The 16,749-nt window shown below is 45.1% G+C and carries 13 protein-coding genes; 5 read left to right on the top strand and 8 right to left on the bottom strand.

Annotated features, from left to right (window positions below):
- Nucleotides 1–257 precede the first annotated feature (257 nt).
- From LU351_RS09485 to LU351_RS09475, 3 genes are all read left to right on the top strand, one after another.
- Nucleotides 258–542, top strand: a complete 285-nt coding sequence (locus tag LU351_RS09485; RefSeq protein ID WP_232593832.1) for a hypothetical protein — start codon at nt 258–260, stop codon at nt 540–542.
- A 79-nt stretch (nt 543–621) separates the two neighbouring features.
- Complete coding sequence (locus LU351_RS09480; RefSeq protein ID WP_232593831.1) at nt 622–1,605, top strand: D-cysteine desulfhydrase family protein; 984 nt, start codon at nt 622–624, stop codon at nt 1,603–1,605.
- A gap of 270 nt (nt 1,606–1,875) precedes the next feature.
- On the top strand, nt 1,876–2,346 hold the full coding sequence (locus LU351_RS09475; protein ID WP_232593830.1) for a hypothetical protein: 471 nt from the start codon (nt 1,876–1,878) through the stop codon (nt 2,344–2,346).
- A gap of 91 nt (nt 2,347–2,437) precedes the next feature.
- On the opposite strand, the gene LU351_RS09470 is transcribed toward LU351_RS09475, so the two are convergent.
- Complete coding sequence (locus tag LU351_RS09470; protein WP_232593829.1) at nt 2,438–4,720, bottom strand: M12 family metallo-peptidase; 2,283 nt, start codon at nt 4,718–4,720, stop codon at nt 2,438–2,440.
- A 522-nt stretch (nt 4,721–5,242) separates the two neighbouring features.
- On the opposite strand from LU351_RS09470, the gene LU351_RS09465 reads away from it, so the two are divergent.
- Nucleotides 5,243–6,352 carry a hypothetical protein gene (locus LU351_RS09465; protein ID WP_232593828.1) on the top strand — a complete coding sequence of 370 codons (1,110 nt, stop codon included), beginning with the start codon at nt 5,243–5,245 and terminating at the stop codon, nt 6,350–6,352.
- A 65-nt stretch (nt 6,353–6,417) separates the two neighbouring features.
- Nucleotides 6,418–7,761 (top strand): hypothetical protein, encoded by a 1,344-nt coding sequence (locus LU351_RS09460; protein ID WP_232593827.1) that lies wholly within the window; start codon nt 6,418–6,420, stop codon nt 7,759–7,761.
- Nucleotides 7,762–8,014: 253 nt separating this feature from the next.
- Here LU351_RS09460 and LU351_RS09455 read toward each other — a convergent pair whose 3' ends face one another.
- The 7 genes from LU351_RS09455 to LU351_RS09425 all read right to left on the bottom strand — a co-directional run bounded on the left by LU351_RS09455 (nt 8,015) and on the right by LU351_RS09425 (nt 16,546).
- Complete coding sequence (locus tag LU351_RS09455; RefSeq protein ID WP_232593826.1) at nt 8,015–8,656, bottom strand: nucleotidyl transferase AbiEii/AbiGii toxin family protein; 642 nt, start codon at nt 8,654–8,656, stop codon at nt 8,015–8,017.
- Nucleotides 8,653–9,102 (bottom strand): AbrB/MazE/SpoVT family DNA-binding domain-containing protein, encoded by a 450-nt coding sequence (locus LU351_RS09450; RefSeq protein WP_232593825.1) that lies wholly within the window; start codon nt 9,100–9,102, stop codon nt 8,653–8,655. The genes LU351_RS09455 and LU351_RS09450 overlap by 4 nt, the downstream gene beginning before the upstream one ends.
- A gap of 237 nt (nt 9,103–9,339) precedes the next feature.
- Nucleotides 9,340–11,766, bottom strand: a complete 2,427-nt coding sequence (locus LU351_RS09445) for a TonB-dependent receptor (protein ID WP_232593824.1) — start codon at nt 11,764–11,766, stop codon at nt 9,340–9,342.
- A 392-nt stretch (nt 11,767–12,158) separates the two neighbouring features.
- Nucleotides 12,159–12,569 (bottom strand): hypothetical protein, encoded by a 411-nt coding sequence (locus LU351_RS09440; protein WP_232593823.1) that lies wholly within the window; start codon nt 12,567–12,569, stop codon nt 12,159–12,161.
- A gap of 296 nt (nt 12,570–12,865) precedes the next feature.
- Entirely contained in the window at nt 12,866–13,066 is a 201-nt protein-coding gene (locus tag LU351_RS09435) for a PA3496 family putative envelope integrity protein (protein ID WP_232593822.1), read from the bottom strand.
- A 295-nt stretch (nt 13,067–13,361) separates the two neighbouring features.
- Complete coding sequence (locus LU351_RS09430; protein WP_269783404.1) at nt 13,362–15,083, bottom strand: sigma-54-dependent transcriptional regulator; 1,722 nt, start codon at nt 15,081–15,083, stop codon at nt 13,362–13,364.
- Nucleotides 15,080–16,546 (bottom strand): sensor histidine kinase, encoded by a 1,467-nt coding sequence (locus LU351_RS09425; protein ID WP_232593821.1) that lies wholly within the window; start codon nt 16,544–16,546, stop codon nt 15,080–15,082. Before LU351_RS09425 ends, LU351_RS09430 begins: the two co-directional genes overlap by 4 nt.
- Nucleotides 16,547–16,749 lie beyond the last annotated feature (203 nt).

Below are 16,749 nucleotides of genomic sequence, written 5' to 3'. Positions count from 1 at the left end.
TTTTCTGTTATGCGGCCAACACCATTGAAACGGCGGCAAGGATACTGGAAAGCGTTCTCTGGGTCGAACGCTTATGGGGTTGCGATCGCTCTCGCATCAATCATTAAAAGGGCTCTAATTTAGAAATGAGTAAGACAAAAACGACAAAAGTTTAGCAGCAAATCTAGCCTCTGATCATTTCGCAAGCAACTTGTAAGACCAGAAGCAGTGAGTGTATATTAGCAATATACTTTATTCTTAATCGAGAATTGAACACAATGAAAAAAAGTTTTTTTTTGATTTTAGCTTTTTCCATCACAGCCTGTACAAACACCACTAGCATTTACGGAAGACACGCCAAAGCCAGCCAGCTTCAAGAACAAGCCAGAGCAGAAAGAGAAATTAATAACTATTCTGGCGCCATGGCAATGGAAAGAAAAGCAAAAAGATTAAAGGGACAAAATTCTCTGAAGAAAGACGATGTAGCAGGCTCAATTATGGAAGCCATTTTTAATGCTATTTTTGATAAAGAAGAAAGAAAACCTTATCGGGGTTGGCAGTAGCCCTTTTTCATCAAATAAGACGCTTGCCACTCTTTTCTTTTATTTCCCCCAAATCATTAACAAGGCCGGCCTGCCCCGTATGAATATCAAGTCCTTATCAAAAGTCGACCTTGGATTTTTCCCCACCCCAATTGTCACGCTTTCCAGACTCAGTACCGTCCTGGGTGGGCCTGAGATTCTGATGAAACGAGATGATCTTACGGGATTAGCACTGGGCGGCAACAAAACCCGAAAGCTGGCATTTATCCTCCATGATGCCATCGCGAAAGGGTGTGATACTGTTATTACGGCGGGGGCATCACAATCGAACCACTGCCGTCAAACGGCGGCCGCAGCGGCGCAATTGCAGCTCGAATGCCATCTGGTTCTTGGCGGCCAAGCGCCCGACACCCCCAACGGCAATTTATTGTTGGATACCCTTTTTGAACCCAAAATTCACTGGGCGGGCCAACACCGTAAAGGCGAAGATATCCCTAAAATTACAAAGGCCTTAGCAGCTCAAGGTAAAAAGCCTTATGTAATTCCTTACGGCGGCTCTAGTGAACTTGGTGCGTACAGTTTTGTGAATGCGTTAGAAGAGCTGGAAACGCAAATAGAGACCAACACACTGTCGCACCTTATTTTTGCCTCAAGCTCCGGTGGAACCCACGCAGGATTAATGCTTGGGAAAGCATTATTAAATAAACAGTACGAGTTAATCGGCATTAATATAGACAAAGGCGAAACCGATGCAGTCCCTTTTGATCAATTCATTATCAATTTGGCCAATAAGACCAGCCAGTTCATCAATGCCAATATCACTTTTTCACACGATGATTTAATCTTAAACAGCGATTATGTAGGTGAAGGCTATGGCGTTGTGGGTGAACCCGAAAAAGAAGCCATAGCACTGATGGCAAAGCACGAAGGAATACTGCTCGACCCAGTGTATACCGGACGCGCCATGGCCGGGCTAATCGACATGATTCGCTCTGGGAAATTAACCCAACAAGATAAAGTACTGTTTTGGCACACGGGCGGCGCACCTTCCTTATTTGCTTATGCGGATAAATTTAAGCACTAGCCGTGCTCTTAATGGTTTTAGTGAGCTATTATTGGCTCGGATTAAACCCGAGAAATTCCCCCTATTTATTGGACCAATAGTTATAACAATTGCTTTCTGTATTACCAAGCAACTCTCAGAAAACAATATTACAAAGCAGAAAACTCCATTATTTTTTTGGAAAAAACAAAGTAACAAGCAACTAGAGGTTTTTGAATGTTTAGATGTATCAACATTATCAGTCTGATCACGCTATCCTTTTGGCTTATAGGCTGTGCCGGCTTAGGGAATATGAAAGTGGTAGAATTTCAAACCCAATCAAAACCAGATATGGCTACGGTCAACATTGTTCGAAGAGCCGTTTTTTACGGAGATGGCGTAAAAGTTGAGGCGTGGGATGGTGAAAAATTTATAGGCACGCTAGGCCCTGGAGAACTTTTACAATACCAAGCTGAACCAGGAATGCATACCTTTCTAGCCTCGATGAAACATTCTTGGGCTGTGGCACAAGGCGAATTAGAAGCCGGCAAAACCTATTATCTAAAATTTAATATGTCGGGATGGTCAGCAGTTAATCTGGGCGTTGCCAAACCAACTGACCCAAGAATTCCTGAGTGGAATAGAATGACCACAATAATCATTGATGAATCCGACCCAAAGCCAGTTGCTCAAAAGTATATTAGTAGAGCACAAAGAATATTAAAAAAAGTAGAAGATGGCACAGCAATTATAACGCCAATCACCGACGCCAATGCGATGTAAGTAACGATGTAGCATGGCAATTTAACAAGCCATAATTTAAGCCCCCCAATACGAACGCATTGAGGGGCTTTTTCGATTTTTACTTTACTGTTTAATTCGACAAACGAATATTACTAATAAAGGTTTGGTTATTCCCCCAACCGTAATCTTTATCGTTTACCAAAATCAATCGGAAACCTTCACCGGTGTAGTATTGACCGATGGGGATTTCAAAGCTTTGTGTACCACCGTTATAACGATAATCACGAATGCCGTAAGATTGATAACCGCTTAAATTAAAGATGCGATCTGCACTGGCATCGCCATCTTCATCAAAACCAATACCATGCACTTCCCCTCTGCCATTGGCAGCAAAGTCAAAGCGTAATACGGTATCCGCCGTGATGGTGAACGTCTCATTGGTGGCGCGCCAAATATTGCCACTCAAATTTATATCACACCCACTGGATTCATAATCACCCGTATTCACTCTTGAAAACGGCACAACATCCTCAAGGTTGATGCACCCTTCTGGCCCTGGTGCAGGCGGCTCATCCCCATCTCCGTTGTCGTCTGGGTTAGAAATCACAACATTGGCGACAGTAACGGTATTACCCGAACCATTATCGTTGTCATTTGCAATCACGAAGCCCATATTCATGCCTGTGTAATACTGCCCTACCGGAATAGTCATCTGCTGGAACTGACCATTACCGGTGTAACGAATATCACTGATGCCCCAATCCTGAGTCCCCGTTAATCGGAAGATGCGATCCTCACTGGCACTGCGATCTTCATCGAAGCCCACCCCCATAATTTCGCCCCGGCCACTGGCGCGGAATTGGAACGTAATTTGAGTATTTTCATTAATGTCGTAACCAATATCGGAAATTCTCCAGATATTGTCGGTTAACGTGATAGAGCAACCATTGGGTGCCACATCGTAATCACCGCGATTCGTACCGGAATACGGACTCACACTGTTTAAGTCTAATGCACCTTCGACACAATCCGGTGCCGGAGTCGGTGTTGGTGTCGGCGTTGGTGTCGGCGTTGGCGTCGGTGTCGGCGTTGGCGTTGGCGTTGGCGTTGGCGTTGGCGTTGGCGTCGGTGTTGGTGTCGGTGTTGGTGTCGGTGTTGGTGTCGGCGTTGGCGTTGGCGTCGGCGTCGGCGTCGGTGTTGGTGTTGGTGTCGGCGTTGGTGTTGCATCCACCAAACATGATGCTCGGCTTAAGGTATTGGAAATCTGGGTTAAACTGCAGTCAGAAAATTCATCACTACCATTAAGCGACGGGTTCATCAAGAAACCACCTGGTGTACTGGCACACGCGGATCTTGATTGATTGTCATGGGGCGCGCCAAAATTATGACCAAATTCATGGGCTGCCGTTAACGCTCCCATCGTACCTCGGCCACCCGCCTGGGTTACCCCTACCCCACTACTGCTACAAATAGCGGACATATAGGCAATACCAATCACATTTCCGTCGATATTTTTGCCCGTAAACAAATGCGCTAAGCCGGGATTACGTAAATTGCTGTTCACGTACGAGCGAAATTGGTTGAGTAGTGTCGATGAGTTTGTGGAGGTTAAAGTGCCATTATTCGACAGCGCAATAATGTCTTGAATACCAAACTGTACTCCCACCTGCTCAGAGAAGATACCGTCAACAATGTTCATTTGTGACATCACTTGGCCATTAGTATCACCATTACTGGAAGCGACGTATTGGGTATCGGCTACAATCACCACATTCACTTGGCGATCGGCTGTCATGGCCGCAGTATCAAACGATGCAACGTTCGATTTAATGTCATCCACAAATGACAAATATCGCTGGCGAACACTGGAGACCTCTTCAGATGCACAAGTGGTATTATCTAGAGTATCCGACAAGCGATAAATCACCGACTGCTGCGATGACATGGATTTCATATCACTTTTCACCACCGGCGCCAGTTGTTGTTGAACCTCTTCATACTGATCAATCAACAATAATTCCAAGCCGTTGTAAATGGCTCCAGTGGCAACACCATTCACAAGGCTGATACGTACCCAAGACTCATCGATACCATTAATTTTGCCTTTGTACAATTCAACGTTCGAACCGACCTGATTGGCTAAATTTTGAGTTAAGCGTGTATTTCGCTCTAAGGTGATGTCATAGGTTTCACCATAAGCTTCAATTTGAATTTGCCTAAGGGCATCCAACGCCATAGATTTAGTGACAATGCTACTGGTTTCTAACATAGAAAACGGCTGAGCATCCAAAATCACTCGATCACCTTCACTGGCGGCGTTCACCAATGGGGACAGTGCGGCTGTGGTGATAGTCGTTGCCAAAGCCGTGGCCAAAGCAAGTTTACGTGGGACCCTCACAACAGAGTGTCTCATAAGACCTCCTAGTTATAATTAATGAAATATCATCTAATTCAGATCAATAAAAGAACAAAAAATGGAGTATCTTCACGCGATACCCTCTGCTCGAATCAGATAAAGAGATTAAAACGTGATTGTAATATCCGGTTCCTTGATGAAACTCACAGCCCCTATACCACTTTCTTCACAATGATTTTTTTTGTACTGAAAAGTACCGCTAAATGAAAAATGCATCTTAAAACTTGGTAGAAAAATTACCCAATAATGACAACGTTCATTGCGCAATACCTAGACGCACTAACAGGAGGAAAACATCTTCAGAGGAATGGGGAAAATAAAAATCGCGAACCAATCAAATAAAAAATAGGTTGCCTTTTTATTGTAAAACACACGGCTGCACTGAATAAAGAAAGCCACTTCGCATCGTTTTTAGACAATATAAAAACAATCAAAAAGGGCCCACTTCACACAATCATTACCTGCCTCGAAAAATTTTGATACCCTGAACCAAATAACGCGGTCTTAAGGCATAAATATATGGATGATACAAACTTCGATGTAGACAAGCTAATTCAATCAATGAAAATGAGCCATGGCATACCCAATACACCTTACAAGGAAGGGACAGGTGCCATAACAGAAGCCCTCACTTATTTTGAACCTCAATACATGATGTGGGATTCTATTCAACAAGAGCGTCATCGTCTTTCCCTCTCTCAAGAAGAACAATCCCGCCTACTTCCAATCATTATTGCTCGTTTATTTCACCGAGAGTGCAACGCCGACAACGTCACTGAGGTATACAACACGTTATCCCCCGAGGAAGTCAGCTATTTAAATCAATGCATCGCTTTTGCACTGGGCTATGGCGAGAGCAAAATGGCCCTTTTGAGCCCAGCCTTGCCTGAGAACCAGTCATTGATGGATTTTGAAACCGTCTATGATGCCGACAACGCTATTTTCGAACACGCCGACTCGGAACAGGAGGTGAAAAAGCCATACATCCCCCTTGAACAATCCATCAATACCAATGCCTTCATTCAGGGCAGCATGGATAACACACAATTGTGTACCGCTGCGCGCTATATGGCCGATGTCATTAAATGTCATGGCGACGGTGTTGTTGAAGAACTCATACCGCATCGCCTTGTCACTTTGGAAGGTGATGATTTTCTCAATGTAGACTTAGATAGCGCAGTCGGTAATCCTTTTGTCGCTTTAGAACTTTTTACGGATGCCAAGGGCTTAGAAACGCCTCTTGGAGAACTGCAACGATTTGCCTCAGACTACGCCGAAGAGCGCTTTCACGTATTAAGTAAAACATTCGAAGAGCAATTGCCCGCAGTGCATTTATTTATTTCTGGAGAAGAATACGGCCACCAAAAGGTCACTGTTTTTCGAAATACGGAAAGCCTGAAAAAAGTACGTTGGTATCATTTTATGGAAGATGCCGGCTCTTTAAGCAGCAACCCTGAAGCTTTTTTTGAACACATCAATCAAGAGATTGAACTCGCCACCAGCGTCATTCAAAAAAAGCACAAAGAGGTAATGAAAACATTTTACCGATTACAACGCCGAAACCGTTGGCCCGAACGTTCCATCACCAAACTGGCCAGCGAACCACCAAGCTCAAGCACGCACCACTAATTTCATCACGCGTGCCTAGCATTACGGTAACCCTTAATTGAAAAACGACATTGAGAAATTCCACCATGTCTGAAGAAAAATCACCCGACAACGATACAATAAAAAACCTGACCATCGAAAATGACAATGTGGCAGAGACCCGTTCCAACAAAACCGCTTCCGATCAAACAAACTTGGTCAAAGAAAAAACATTATCTCTCGGTCAACCTAACGACACTCAACCTAACGACTCCCAACCTAACTACACAGTGGAGTACACCATTTCCGGCACCCCAATCAATAAAGAAGACCTGCCCCCCAATGCCCGTCATCAGGTGTTCTACAGCACGGAAGAAGAAGGCATTGCCTACATTGAAGACATCAGCTTTGGCCATTTACGGGCCTTGGAAAACTTCGCCACCTCCAACAAACTGAAAACCGAAGCCACAAAAACCTTAGAAGCCGCCCTTAATAACGGGGTTGAATTCGACGCCCAAAACGGTATTGAAATTAATCTTTACCTACCCCAAACAGAATTTGAATTGGGCTTTGAGTTGGCCGAGCACGAAAACGCCGCCCCACAAACACACTTTTTTGCTTTACCAAACGACGACGGTGAATGGGAAGTCGAGCCGAAATACTACGCTTTCAGTGTCGAAATCATTCGCGACGAGCCCACTATTCAAGTAGTAAAGCGCGCCTTATACGACCAAAATCAACAATTAATGGGCTTTGAATACCCTCTTATGGGTATACCCCCCCACATTAACATTCCCGATCACTTACTCACCTTTATCGAATACACACCAGTAGGAGAACAACAAGAACTGGAACACTTCACTGAAGACGATAAAGCGGATTTACTCAATGGAGACCGATATTTATTACCGGCCAACAGTGACGACCAACTGGCGTTAATGCAACCCTACTTCGCCTACGAACATGTTATGGTCACCGACGCTTTCCTACAGCCCATCCCCGAGCCTGAAATACCCAACCATCCTGATGCTAACGTCCTGAATTTCAACCCAAATACGGAAAGCCTAAAAAGTACCGAGCACATTCTCAGCCACGGCATTGCCTCAACAAACCTGTACAACGTTCCCGTTGAATTACATTGGCACGCCTATCACGCCTACTTACGCGCCATCAGCGAAGAAATGCGCTTAATCAGCTCTGCCCCAAAAGCAGAACACACCGTAAGAGTTTTCTCTAGCGCGTCGAAAGAATCCTTACCGGGCATTGAACTACAACCTAACGAACATCTCCTTCGCTCTAGTGGTTTCCTCTTTACCGGCAAACGGGTTAACTGTGACATTGTTGTATACAATAGCGAGACCAACGCTGCCCTGCGCAGTTATGAGGTAAAAAATCATGAGACGATGGAGATCATTAATGAAACCGTGCTGGAACCAGCAGAGATGGAATAAAAGCTGCGAAGCACGTTACTCAATGCAATTCACTACAAAACCGCAGAAAAAGGAATGCATGTACTATTTATTAGTTAACGATCAAGAGAAATAAAAAACCACCTTAAAAAAGGTGGTTTTTTATTTAACACATCCACTAAACTCAAAGGCCAAATATAAACCGCCAAATTAAGTGAATCTTTTTAAGCAATTAAAAACGCTTACGGTAAGTCACACCAAAGGTGGCAAGTTGGTTGGCTTTCAGCCGCAGTTTTTATAAGCTAACCGCCTTTCCTGCCTTAATATCAGCAACAATAGAGACAAGCTCTTTACCGCCACCTTGGTAAACTAAGTTACCTAGCTTTATTAGAGCATCCTCTTTAATATTTGACTCCGACCTTACGAGTTTTAGCAAATCGGCATTGTCAACTGGCTTGTTTTCATCGCCTCTGTTTGGTGAAATTGATGCCGCAAATTTTAAGGCAATAGCAGCTTCAATGGTAGGAATCTTAATTGTATGTTTATGTGCACTGATTGTGTGGCAGTACTTTATGACTATTTCACGAAAAAGAGGAAACCCATCTCTCACCAAATCAATACGCTCCAAATCTTTTTTCCCAGATTTCTTCGAGTCATAGGTGACATGGTAAATACGATCATTCTGCCTGAATTGCGCATAAGCTTTGTCGATTGCTTTGGTTGCACGAGGAAAGTCCGGCCCACCAATGATAAAATCAACATCAACTGTAGCTCTGGCTGTGCCAGTATAGAACGAGAGCATATGCCCCCCGATTAGAACGTAAGATACGTGCTCTTTTTCAAAGAGAGCTGCCACTTCTAGGGGGTTAACCGCATCCTCAACTTGCTGACTTGATAATTCGTAAGACATTTGTAAGTTTTGAATATTTTCTTTCATAGCGCGATGTAACTTATGTTACCGATACCTACTTGCCTCAGGCTGGAGAGTGACTTTTGAGCTTCTGCAATTGAAGATTGAATGTGTTGCCTTGCGGCTTCTTTGGCGTCAGCCAATGTAGCGAAAGCATTTTCAGTATCTTTAGGTACTTGTCGTATTTCTGGCGAGCATGGGTTGATAGCAATAACGATGTAGGCAACGTCAGCCTCTGCATAAGGATCTTCTACTTGAGCCACCGGCTCAGACTGTTTGTGAATCGAATCAAGAAGAGCATTCTTTACGGTATCTAGATAATCGATAGACTGGTTATTTTTGGTGATTTCAACGCCATTTTCAGTAATATTGACTTCAACCTCATCCCCTGCTTTTACATTGAGATGCTTCATCATAGCAGCAGTAATCCTCACGCCATGACTGTTACCCCACTCTGTTACTTTCAACTTCATGATTGCTCACCCTTTCGGATATACATTGTATATCCTATTGTATCAGGGTTTCAGGAAAAGGTAATTTTATGGCTTCCTTCAAACTAAGAAGAGGAGAAATTGGGTGAAAATTTCCGAGAAAAAATGCCCAAACCAAATAAAAAACCACCTTAAAAAAGGTGGTTTTTTTATTTAACTCATCCATTCAACTCAAAGACGAAATATAAACCGCCAAATTAAGTGAATCTTTTAAAGCAATTAAAAACGTCTACGATAAGTCACACCAAACGTCGCCGGTTGATTGGAACGGTATCCTAAACGGGCGCGTCCACCACGCTCACGGTCAAATGACAACAAGGCATCTTCATCTGTTGCGTTATTGAGATACATCAGAACTTCCCAATCGTCTGCCTCAAAACCAACGTTAAAGTTGACGATATCATAAGACGGCAATTCCAAATCTAACTCGGTCACTTCGCTGCCGTCCAACTCCCCAAAAGCTAAGCCGTGAGCAAAGGTTCCCGCACCAGCCACTTGATCGCCCGGTTGCGTAATGCGATCACCCACGTGCTGGTAAGACAACGTGAAGAAGAGATCACCACTGTTGCCAAACATGTCCATCGGCATGGTATAACTGGCTGTTGCGGCTGCGGAAAATTCCGGTACGGATGCCAAACGATTACCATCTGCAACACCACCTAATACTGCACCGGTGTTATCGGTAACGGTAGAGTCGAATTCCGCTTCTAAAGAGCTGGCAGCTAAACTCAAATCGATACGATCGGTGGGTTGAGCTTTTAATTCTAACTCTATACCGGTACTGTGGGCTTCTTCTACGTTAAACGAAATTCGTGATGAACAGCTGCCCGCATCCAACGTAACCTGTAAATCGTCAATATCCGCATGGAAAATCGCGGCATTTAATTGAACTCCAGGGAAGCGTGCTTTTAATCCAAACTCGATATTCGTCAGCGTTTCATCATCGTAACTTTGAAAACTGCCAAAGGTTGTCAGGTCATCACCCTCACACAGGTTTGCATTCAGCGGATCGTTCACCCCCCCTAATCGGAAGCCTTCTGATACTTGGAAATTAAGCGTCAAATCTTCCGTCGCATCAAAACTTGCCAAAAAGCGGCTGTTAAATCCGTGGGAAGCGGTTTCATCAGATAAGTTCATATTCGAGTTCGAAAATATCCCGCCCGAATTAAAGGTACGGGTTTCTTCGTAATCGTAGTAGCGCGTACCGAAGGTTAATGACCAGCGCTCACCAAGGTGCACACTCACCTCACCGAAGGCAGATAATTGCTCAAGATCGTAAGGGATATCCGCGTTGTAAGGAGAGTTCGCACTATAACCATTGGCAACCGCAGCCGAAGTGCCCTCACCAAGTGCCGCATCGACAAAAGCATCGTAGCCCGGCGTCGGTAAACGTTGCCTATATTGCCTTTCAGTATCCGAATAAAACACCCCTACCACCACATCCATAACCTCCAAACTATTCGTACTCAAACGCAATTCTTGCGTGGTTTGTTCTACATCGGTGGAATCACGTAAATTCGAAGGAATCAAAAATGACACCTCATTTAGTCCAAGAGCATCTAGTGATACACTTGAACTTAAAGCACTCGCATCTCGACTCACTAAAATTTCCCGTTCGGTATAAGACGTAATAGAAGTCACCTCAAAAATATCGGTACTAATGGTAGCGGTTAAATCGGTAATTAACGTGTCGTCTTCAAATCCTTCTTTTAAAAGTAGGAATTGCTCACGATCACCCAGTGTTACACCACTGGCTGACGCTAAGAAATTAAAGGCTTCTGTACGATTGTTACCATCGGTCTCGATATTTTGAAAAATAACGCGCGGAGTAATCGAGAAGTTTTCATTGGGCTGCAAAGTCAGCGCCACACGCCCGCCGGTTCTTGTACCACTATTCACATCATCGCCACCTGCTGGGCCTTTAGCATCGATAAACCCTGCGTATTCCGTGTGGTAAAACACAGCTCGTACCGCGCCTGTGCCTTCTGCAAACGGTAAATTCACCATGCCTTTGGCATGGCCACCGCTTTCACCGTCAGAAATCGCGTTTAAATTTAATTCTAAAGACCCTTCGGTTTCTTCTAAATTCGGCTGGTTGGTAATGTAACGAATGGTGCCACCCACCGAACCGGAGCCAAACAGCGTTCCTTGAGGCCCGCGCAAGGTTTCTACTCGGTTTAAATCATACAGGTCCAAATCCGGCGTAAATAAAGAAAGTGATATGACCGACTCATCCAAATACACCCCAACTTGCTCTTTCACACCCGGTTGATCTCGCACGATTTGCCCCGCAGACACGCCTCGTACCGACACCTGGCTTTGACCTGGCCCAAGGTTTTGAATGGCCAAGCCCGCGACATTTCTGGATAACTCTTCTAGATTGGTAGCACCAGATCGCTCAATGTCTTTTGAGGTCTGAGCATTAATGGAAAAAGGCACATCCTGAATGGTGCTTGCCCTTTTGGTGGCTGTGACAATCACTTCTTCAATATCCGTGTTTTGCGCAACAATCTGTTCTGAGACAACAATAGAAGTAATGGCTGCTGCCAGAAGAAGAGGCCTAACATTGAATGCGCGATTATGAAATACGACTTTGGCCTGATTCTTTGTTTGCAATAGTGTTGTTGTCGATATTATTGTTGTCATTATCCGCTCCTAAGTTTTTGGTTTGAAAATGCTTTCATTTTTATTGTCGATTTTTTTAAATACCTCTTTATATAGCATTTGAAATGCCTTTTTACCTCACCTTTAAGCTGTTTGTATTATAAAAATAATGGATCAATGACGATAAATGGGTGGCAATAGCAGGTAAACTTGAAAGCTTGCCGTCTTTGTCGTGCAGGCTTATCAATCACCCTTGCCAACTAAGATCAAAAACAACTAAGATCAAAAAACTGAACTAAAAAGAGGCCAAAATAAATCGAAGAAAATAAGAAAGCTGTGCCGTTTAACATCGAAAAATAAAGGCGGCACAGATAAACCAAACGCTTACGCTAGAAGAATGTTGGAGACAAGATAGAAAAATAAAAAAGAGTACGTTATTGGGAAAGCTCGGGGGTTGAACGAAAAGAGGTTTGAGAAAGGATCGTATACCAAGGCGCCTGATACCGAAGCCAGACTAAAAACACCCCCTTTACACCGCAAGTGTCAATCCGAACTTTCGCTTCATAATCGTCTGGCAGCACTTCTGCATCCGGCTTTTGTTGGTGTTTGGACTCAGCTAAGGTTGTCACCGACAACACTTCCGTCTTCCCTCCTTGGCAGCCAGTTTTCGCGTTGTAATAAATATCAACCGTTTTTTCGATGGTCTTTTCGTAGGCCTGTGCGCCTAACGCCCAGAATGCCAGTCCACTCATTAGCATCACTTGAGCCAGTCGAACTCGAATAGCTTTATTTTTCGGGCCAACATTATTTTTCGGCACAACATTCATCGTTGTATAAAACATCATCGTTAGTATTACCTTGCAGAAACCAAATCCTGTTTGCAGGTTTTACCAAAGTCAACGGCCACAAGACAAGTGTTCTAGTAAAACAATACTCAGACTTAAAAGTGGTTGGCAGACACGTTGTGATGAAGACAAATCATTAAAGAATGCAGACGTTGGCTCGCCATTACACTGTGCAAGCGTTCGCTCAATTGATTTACTGACAGCCTCCCCTTTTTGTAAGAACCGGCGCTGATATCCGGCATTTTACGGTAAGGGGGGCAATAATTTGAAACGAATAAAATTAGGCAGGGTATACGTTAGTAATAGTCGTCCTCTTCAAAGTCGAAATCAAATTCTTGAATTTCTCGACTCAGACGACGTTGTTCAAGCGCGTCTTCCAAACGACGCCTGGCATCCAAGTGTTGGTTTTTGGCGGTAAATTCCTCGGCGTCGAGTTCTTCACCTAAATTAATAACGGCGTCATCTATTCCATCGTTTTTGAGCAGTTCATCGCGCATACCTATACCCTCACAAATATAAGCACAAAAGTAAGCCTGTAAGACGAAAATCGTCTTAACAAACAACCGCATTGTTACTGCAAATCCCTAATAACGATTCTAGGGTATTTGCGTATCGTCCATGTAACCCTTTGCTGTTAACCGCAAGCCAAACATAACCTTGCTCGTGGTTAATGGTCAAGGCTATTTTTTTAGATAAAAGTGACAAACTGATGAACAAGAGCACAATCTGTTAAGATATTTTTTTACTCAATAACTGCTTTGTATAGTAATTTCAAATAAGCCTTGTTTCTCGCTATAAACATTCGTCCACATGCATACCTGCATCGCGAAATTTAGCAATTTTATACCGCAACGTTCTGGGGCTAATACCCAGTTTTTCCGCAGCCTGTTTACGACTACCATTGGACTCACGAATGGTATTCACAATGACCGCAAACTCTCGCTGCTTTAAATCATTGCCCAGCTCCCCTTTTTGCGGCAAATCACCATGAGCCAATTGCTCTGCAATGAAATTTTCCACTTCGGTGACTTCCATTGACGCATCAGGCGGAACACCATTCTCGTTTTGTTCCCAACCTACGTTATGAACAGCAGAAGAATTAGAAACGCCATTCGAGAACCCACTGACACTTGCATTATGAGGTTGCCCACTGTTGGACTGCCCCCTCAACTCATCAGATGAATCATAAGTAGGCTCAAAAGCCAAATCGAGGGCCAAATCACCGGGCTGGATATACAAACCCTCACTGAGAATCAACGCTCTCTGCATGACGTTATCCAGTTCACGCACATTCCCCGGCCAATAATGGGATACCAACGCGCGCTCTGCGTCTGGTGTTAAAGTAACGCCTCGACGATGCTGTTTGGTCGCATGTTTGGCTAATAACTTCTTCGCTAACGGGACGATATCTTCACGACGCTCACGCAAAGGGTGCCAACATAACGGCAACACACTCAAGCGATAATACAAGTCCTCACGAAAACGCCCTTGTTGTACCGCTTCTTGCATGGATCGGTTAGACGTCGCAATTACTCTCACATCCAACTTAATGACTTTTCTGCCACCCAAGCGCTCTACTTCGCGTTCTTGCAATACTCGCAATAATTTTGCTTGCAAGCTCATATCCATCTCAGAGATCTCATCCAACAGCAAGGTGCCGCCGTTGGCTTGTTCAAATTTTCCGGGCTGCGCACTCAACGCACCGGTGTAGGCGCCCTTTTCGTGCCCGAACAAAATGGATTCCAACATAGACTCAGGAATGGCCGCACAATTGATGGCCACAAAAGGCTTGTTGGCTCTGGGTGAACAGTTATGAATATAACGTGCCAATACTTCTTTACCAGTACCCGATTCACCGAGAATCAGCGCCGTGGAGTCTGACTTCGCAAGGCGCGCGGCAATACGTAAAAGGTGCTGACTGCTCGGTGCAACCGCTACCGGGCTGTCATCAACGGTGATGCTCTGCCCGCCCGTATGACGCTCGACCAACTCAACCAGCCGAGACGCCTCAAACGGCTTCACCAAATAATCTACCGCGCCCGCCTGCATGGCTTTGACGGATTGATCGATGGTGCCATACGCGGTGATCAACAACATGGGAATATGCGCAAACTGCGCCCGCACCTGGCTGAGTAATTCATGACCGTCCATCACCGGCATATTGACATCAGAAACGATCATCGAAAACGGTTGCGCAGCTTTTAACTTCGCCAACGCTTGCGCACCATCTCCAACAGCGGTGACCAAAAACCCTGCCACTAAGAGGCTGTCTTCAATGGCTTCGCGAAGGCCGGGGTCATCTTCAACCAACAAAATATGTCGTGGCAGCTCTTTCGCTGTTGAACAGCCATCAACGGATGCACTGTTTGACGAATGCACGTCTGAATTGTAAGCATAGGCGGCACTCATAGAAGGGTCACTCATCGTGTGGCAGGCAGCTGAGCTGGTCGTAGTATTGGTCATTTGGCTGGCCATAGAAGAATTCATTGGATGGTTCGTCATTGGATAAGTCATCGTGCCGCCTCCTGTAATGTTTCCTCTGCTGGAGAGGCATTGGCATCATGAGGAATCAACATAGCGGCATACACACCAGGGTTCATTGAACGAAGGCGAAACTCGCCGCCATGGGCCTGAGCAACGGTTCTGACAACCGTCAGCCCTAATCCTGTGCCTTGTGCTTTGGTGGTGACAAAAGGGGTATTGAGTTTTTGCATCACATCAGGGGCAATGCCTGGCCCGTAATCTCGTACACCAAGCACAATGCCTTCGGCCGTACTTTCCACAACGACGTCTAATTGACGCTCAATGGTTTTTGCCACTAGGGCTGGACTGTGCGTGGTGTTGCTAGTCTCATCCGCAGACGCACCAGTAATAGACGCACTAGAAAAAGAAGAGCTCGTATACGCCTGCAAACTGTTATTAATGAGGTTAAGTAAGGCATTTATCAGCGCGTCGGCATTGCACCGCAACGTAAACTCCCCTTTCGATACATGCCATTGCACCTTGGCGCCTGCAGAGCGCACCGGCAGCTCCAAGGCCGCTTCCAACTCCTGAATAATTTGTGACTGCGAACGTTCGTCATTAATGGGTAATTCCCCTTTTACGAACAGCAGCATGTCCTGCACTTGCCGCTCCAGGTGCCTTAACCGAGAACATAACTTTTGTGTAAATTCTGTACGCTTTTCTTCGCCCAGCGCCTCAGATTGCAAATGACTGGCGTATAGCATGGCCGCCGATAACGGTGTTCGAACTTGATGGGCCAAGGCAGACACCATTTTTCCCATCGACGACAACCTTTGGTGCTGGCTCAGGGCCGTTTGCAAACGACGCGTTTCGGTTTGATCCGTCAAGAGGACGAGCTGCCCTTCTCGATCTCCGGTTAATGATCGTGTTGACACTCCCAAACGCTTTCCATCCACAGTGGAGATTTCATGTCCATCATCGACTCGTTTTACAAAGCTGGCTTTTAACACTTCTCGCCAAGCACGGTTCAGTAACGGTGCTTTCAGCAATGTCTGCGCAGCTGGGTTGGCGTGAGTCACCATTCCTCTCGCATCCAGCACAATCACGCCGGCGGGTAAGGCATCTAACACATCCTCTACCCCTGCACCGGTACTCTCAGGCCTCGCAGCTTGACGAGACAGCGGGCTTCGCCTTGTTGCTTCGCTCAACGGTTGAGTATATGACTTAGACTCCGGGCCTTGCTGCGCCAATCGCTCTACTTCTTGTTCAGCATATTGACGAGTATCCGCCAAGCGGTGCTCAAGTTCGGCCTGGTCAATCTCAGAATCTGCCTCATCCGCTCGTGATTGCTGATTCGAATGAGTCTGGGAATTTGAATGTCCATGAGCTGACACTTTCTTCGGTGTCATCAAAGACGCACCCGGCTGATCACGTATCAAACGACGGTAATTCCCGAAAATCGACTCCTCTGGTGCCAACTCAGCATCAAAGTGGTTGGCTTTTGGCTTAGGCATAACAAGCTCCCATGCTTTTCGTATCGCCTCTCGTGACGAAAAACAGTCAGTATTTTGAATCTTGCCAGGTATTTAGCAAGGTTAATGCCAAATAAAATTTTCATTAATAAACAATAGGTTACGTCATATTAACTTTAGCAAAACCCAGATAAGTGGAGTTTTTGACACTTTATTATTGGTGTACCGCTCCCCTTCCTCTTGCT

This window comes from Marinibactrum halimedae (assembly GCF_021234875.1).
Lineage (GTDB): Bacteria > Pseudomonadota > Gammaproteobacteria > Pseudomonadales > Cellvibrionaceae > Marinibactrum > Marinibactrum halimedae.
This window is presented reverse-complemented; position numbering and strand designations above follow the sequence as displayed.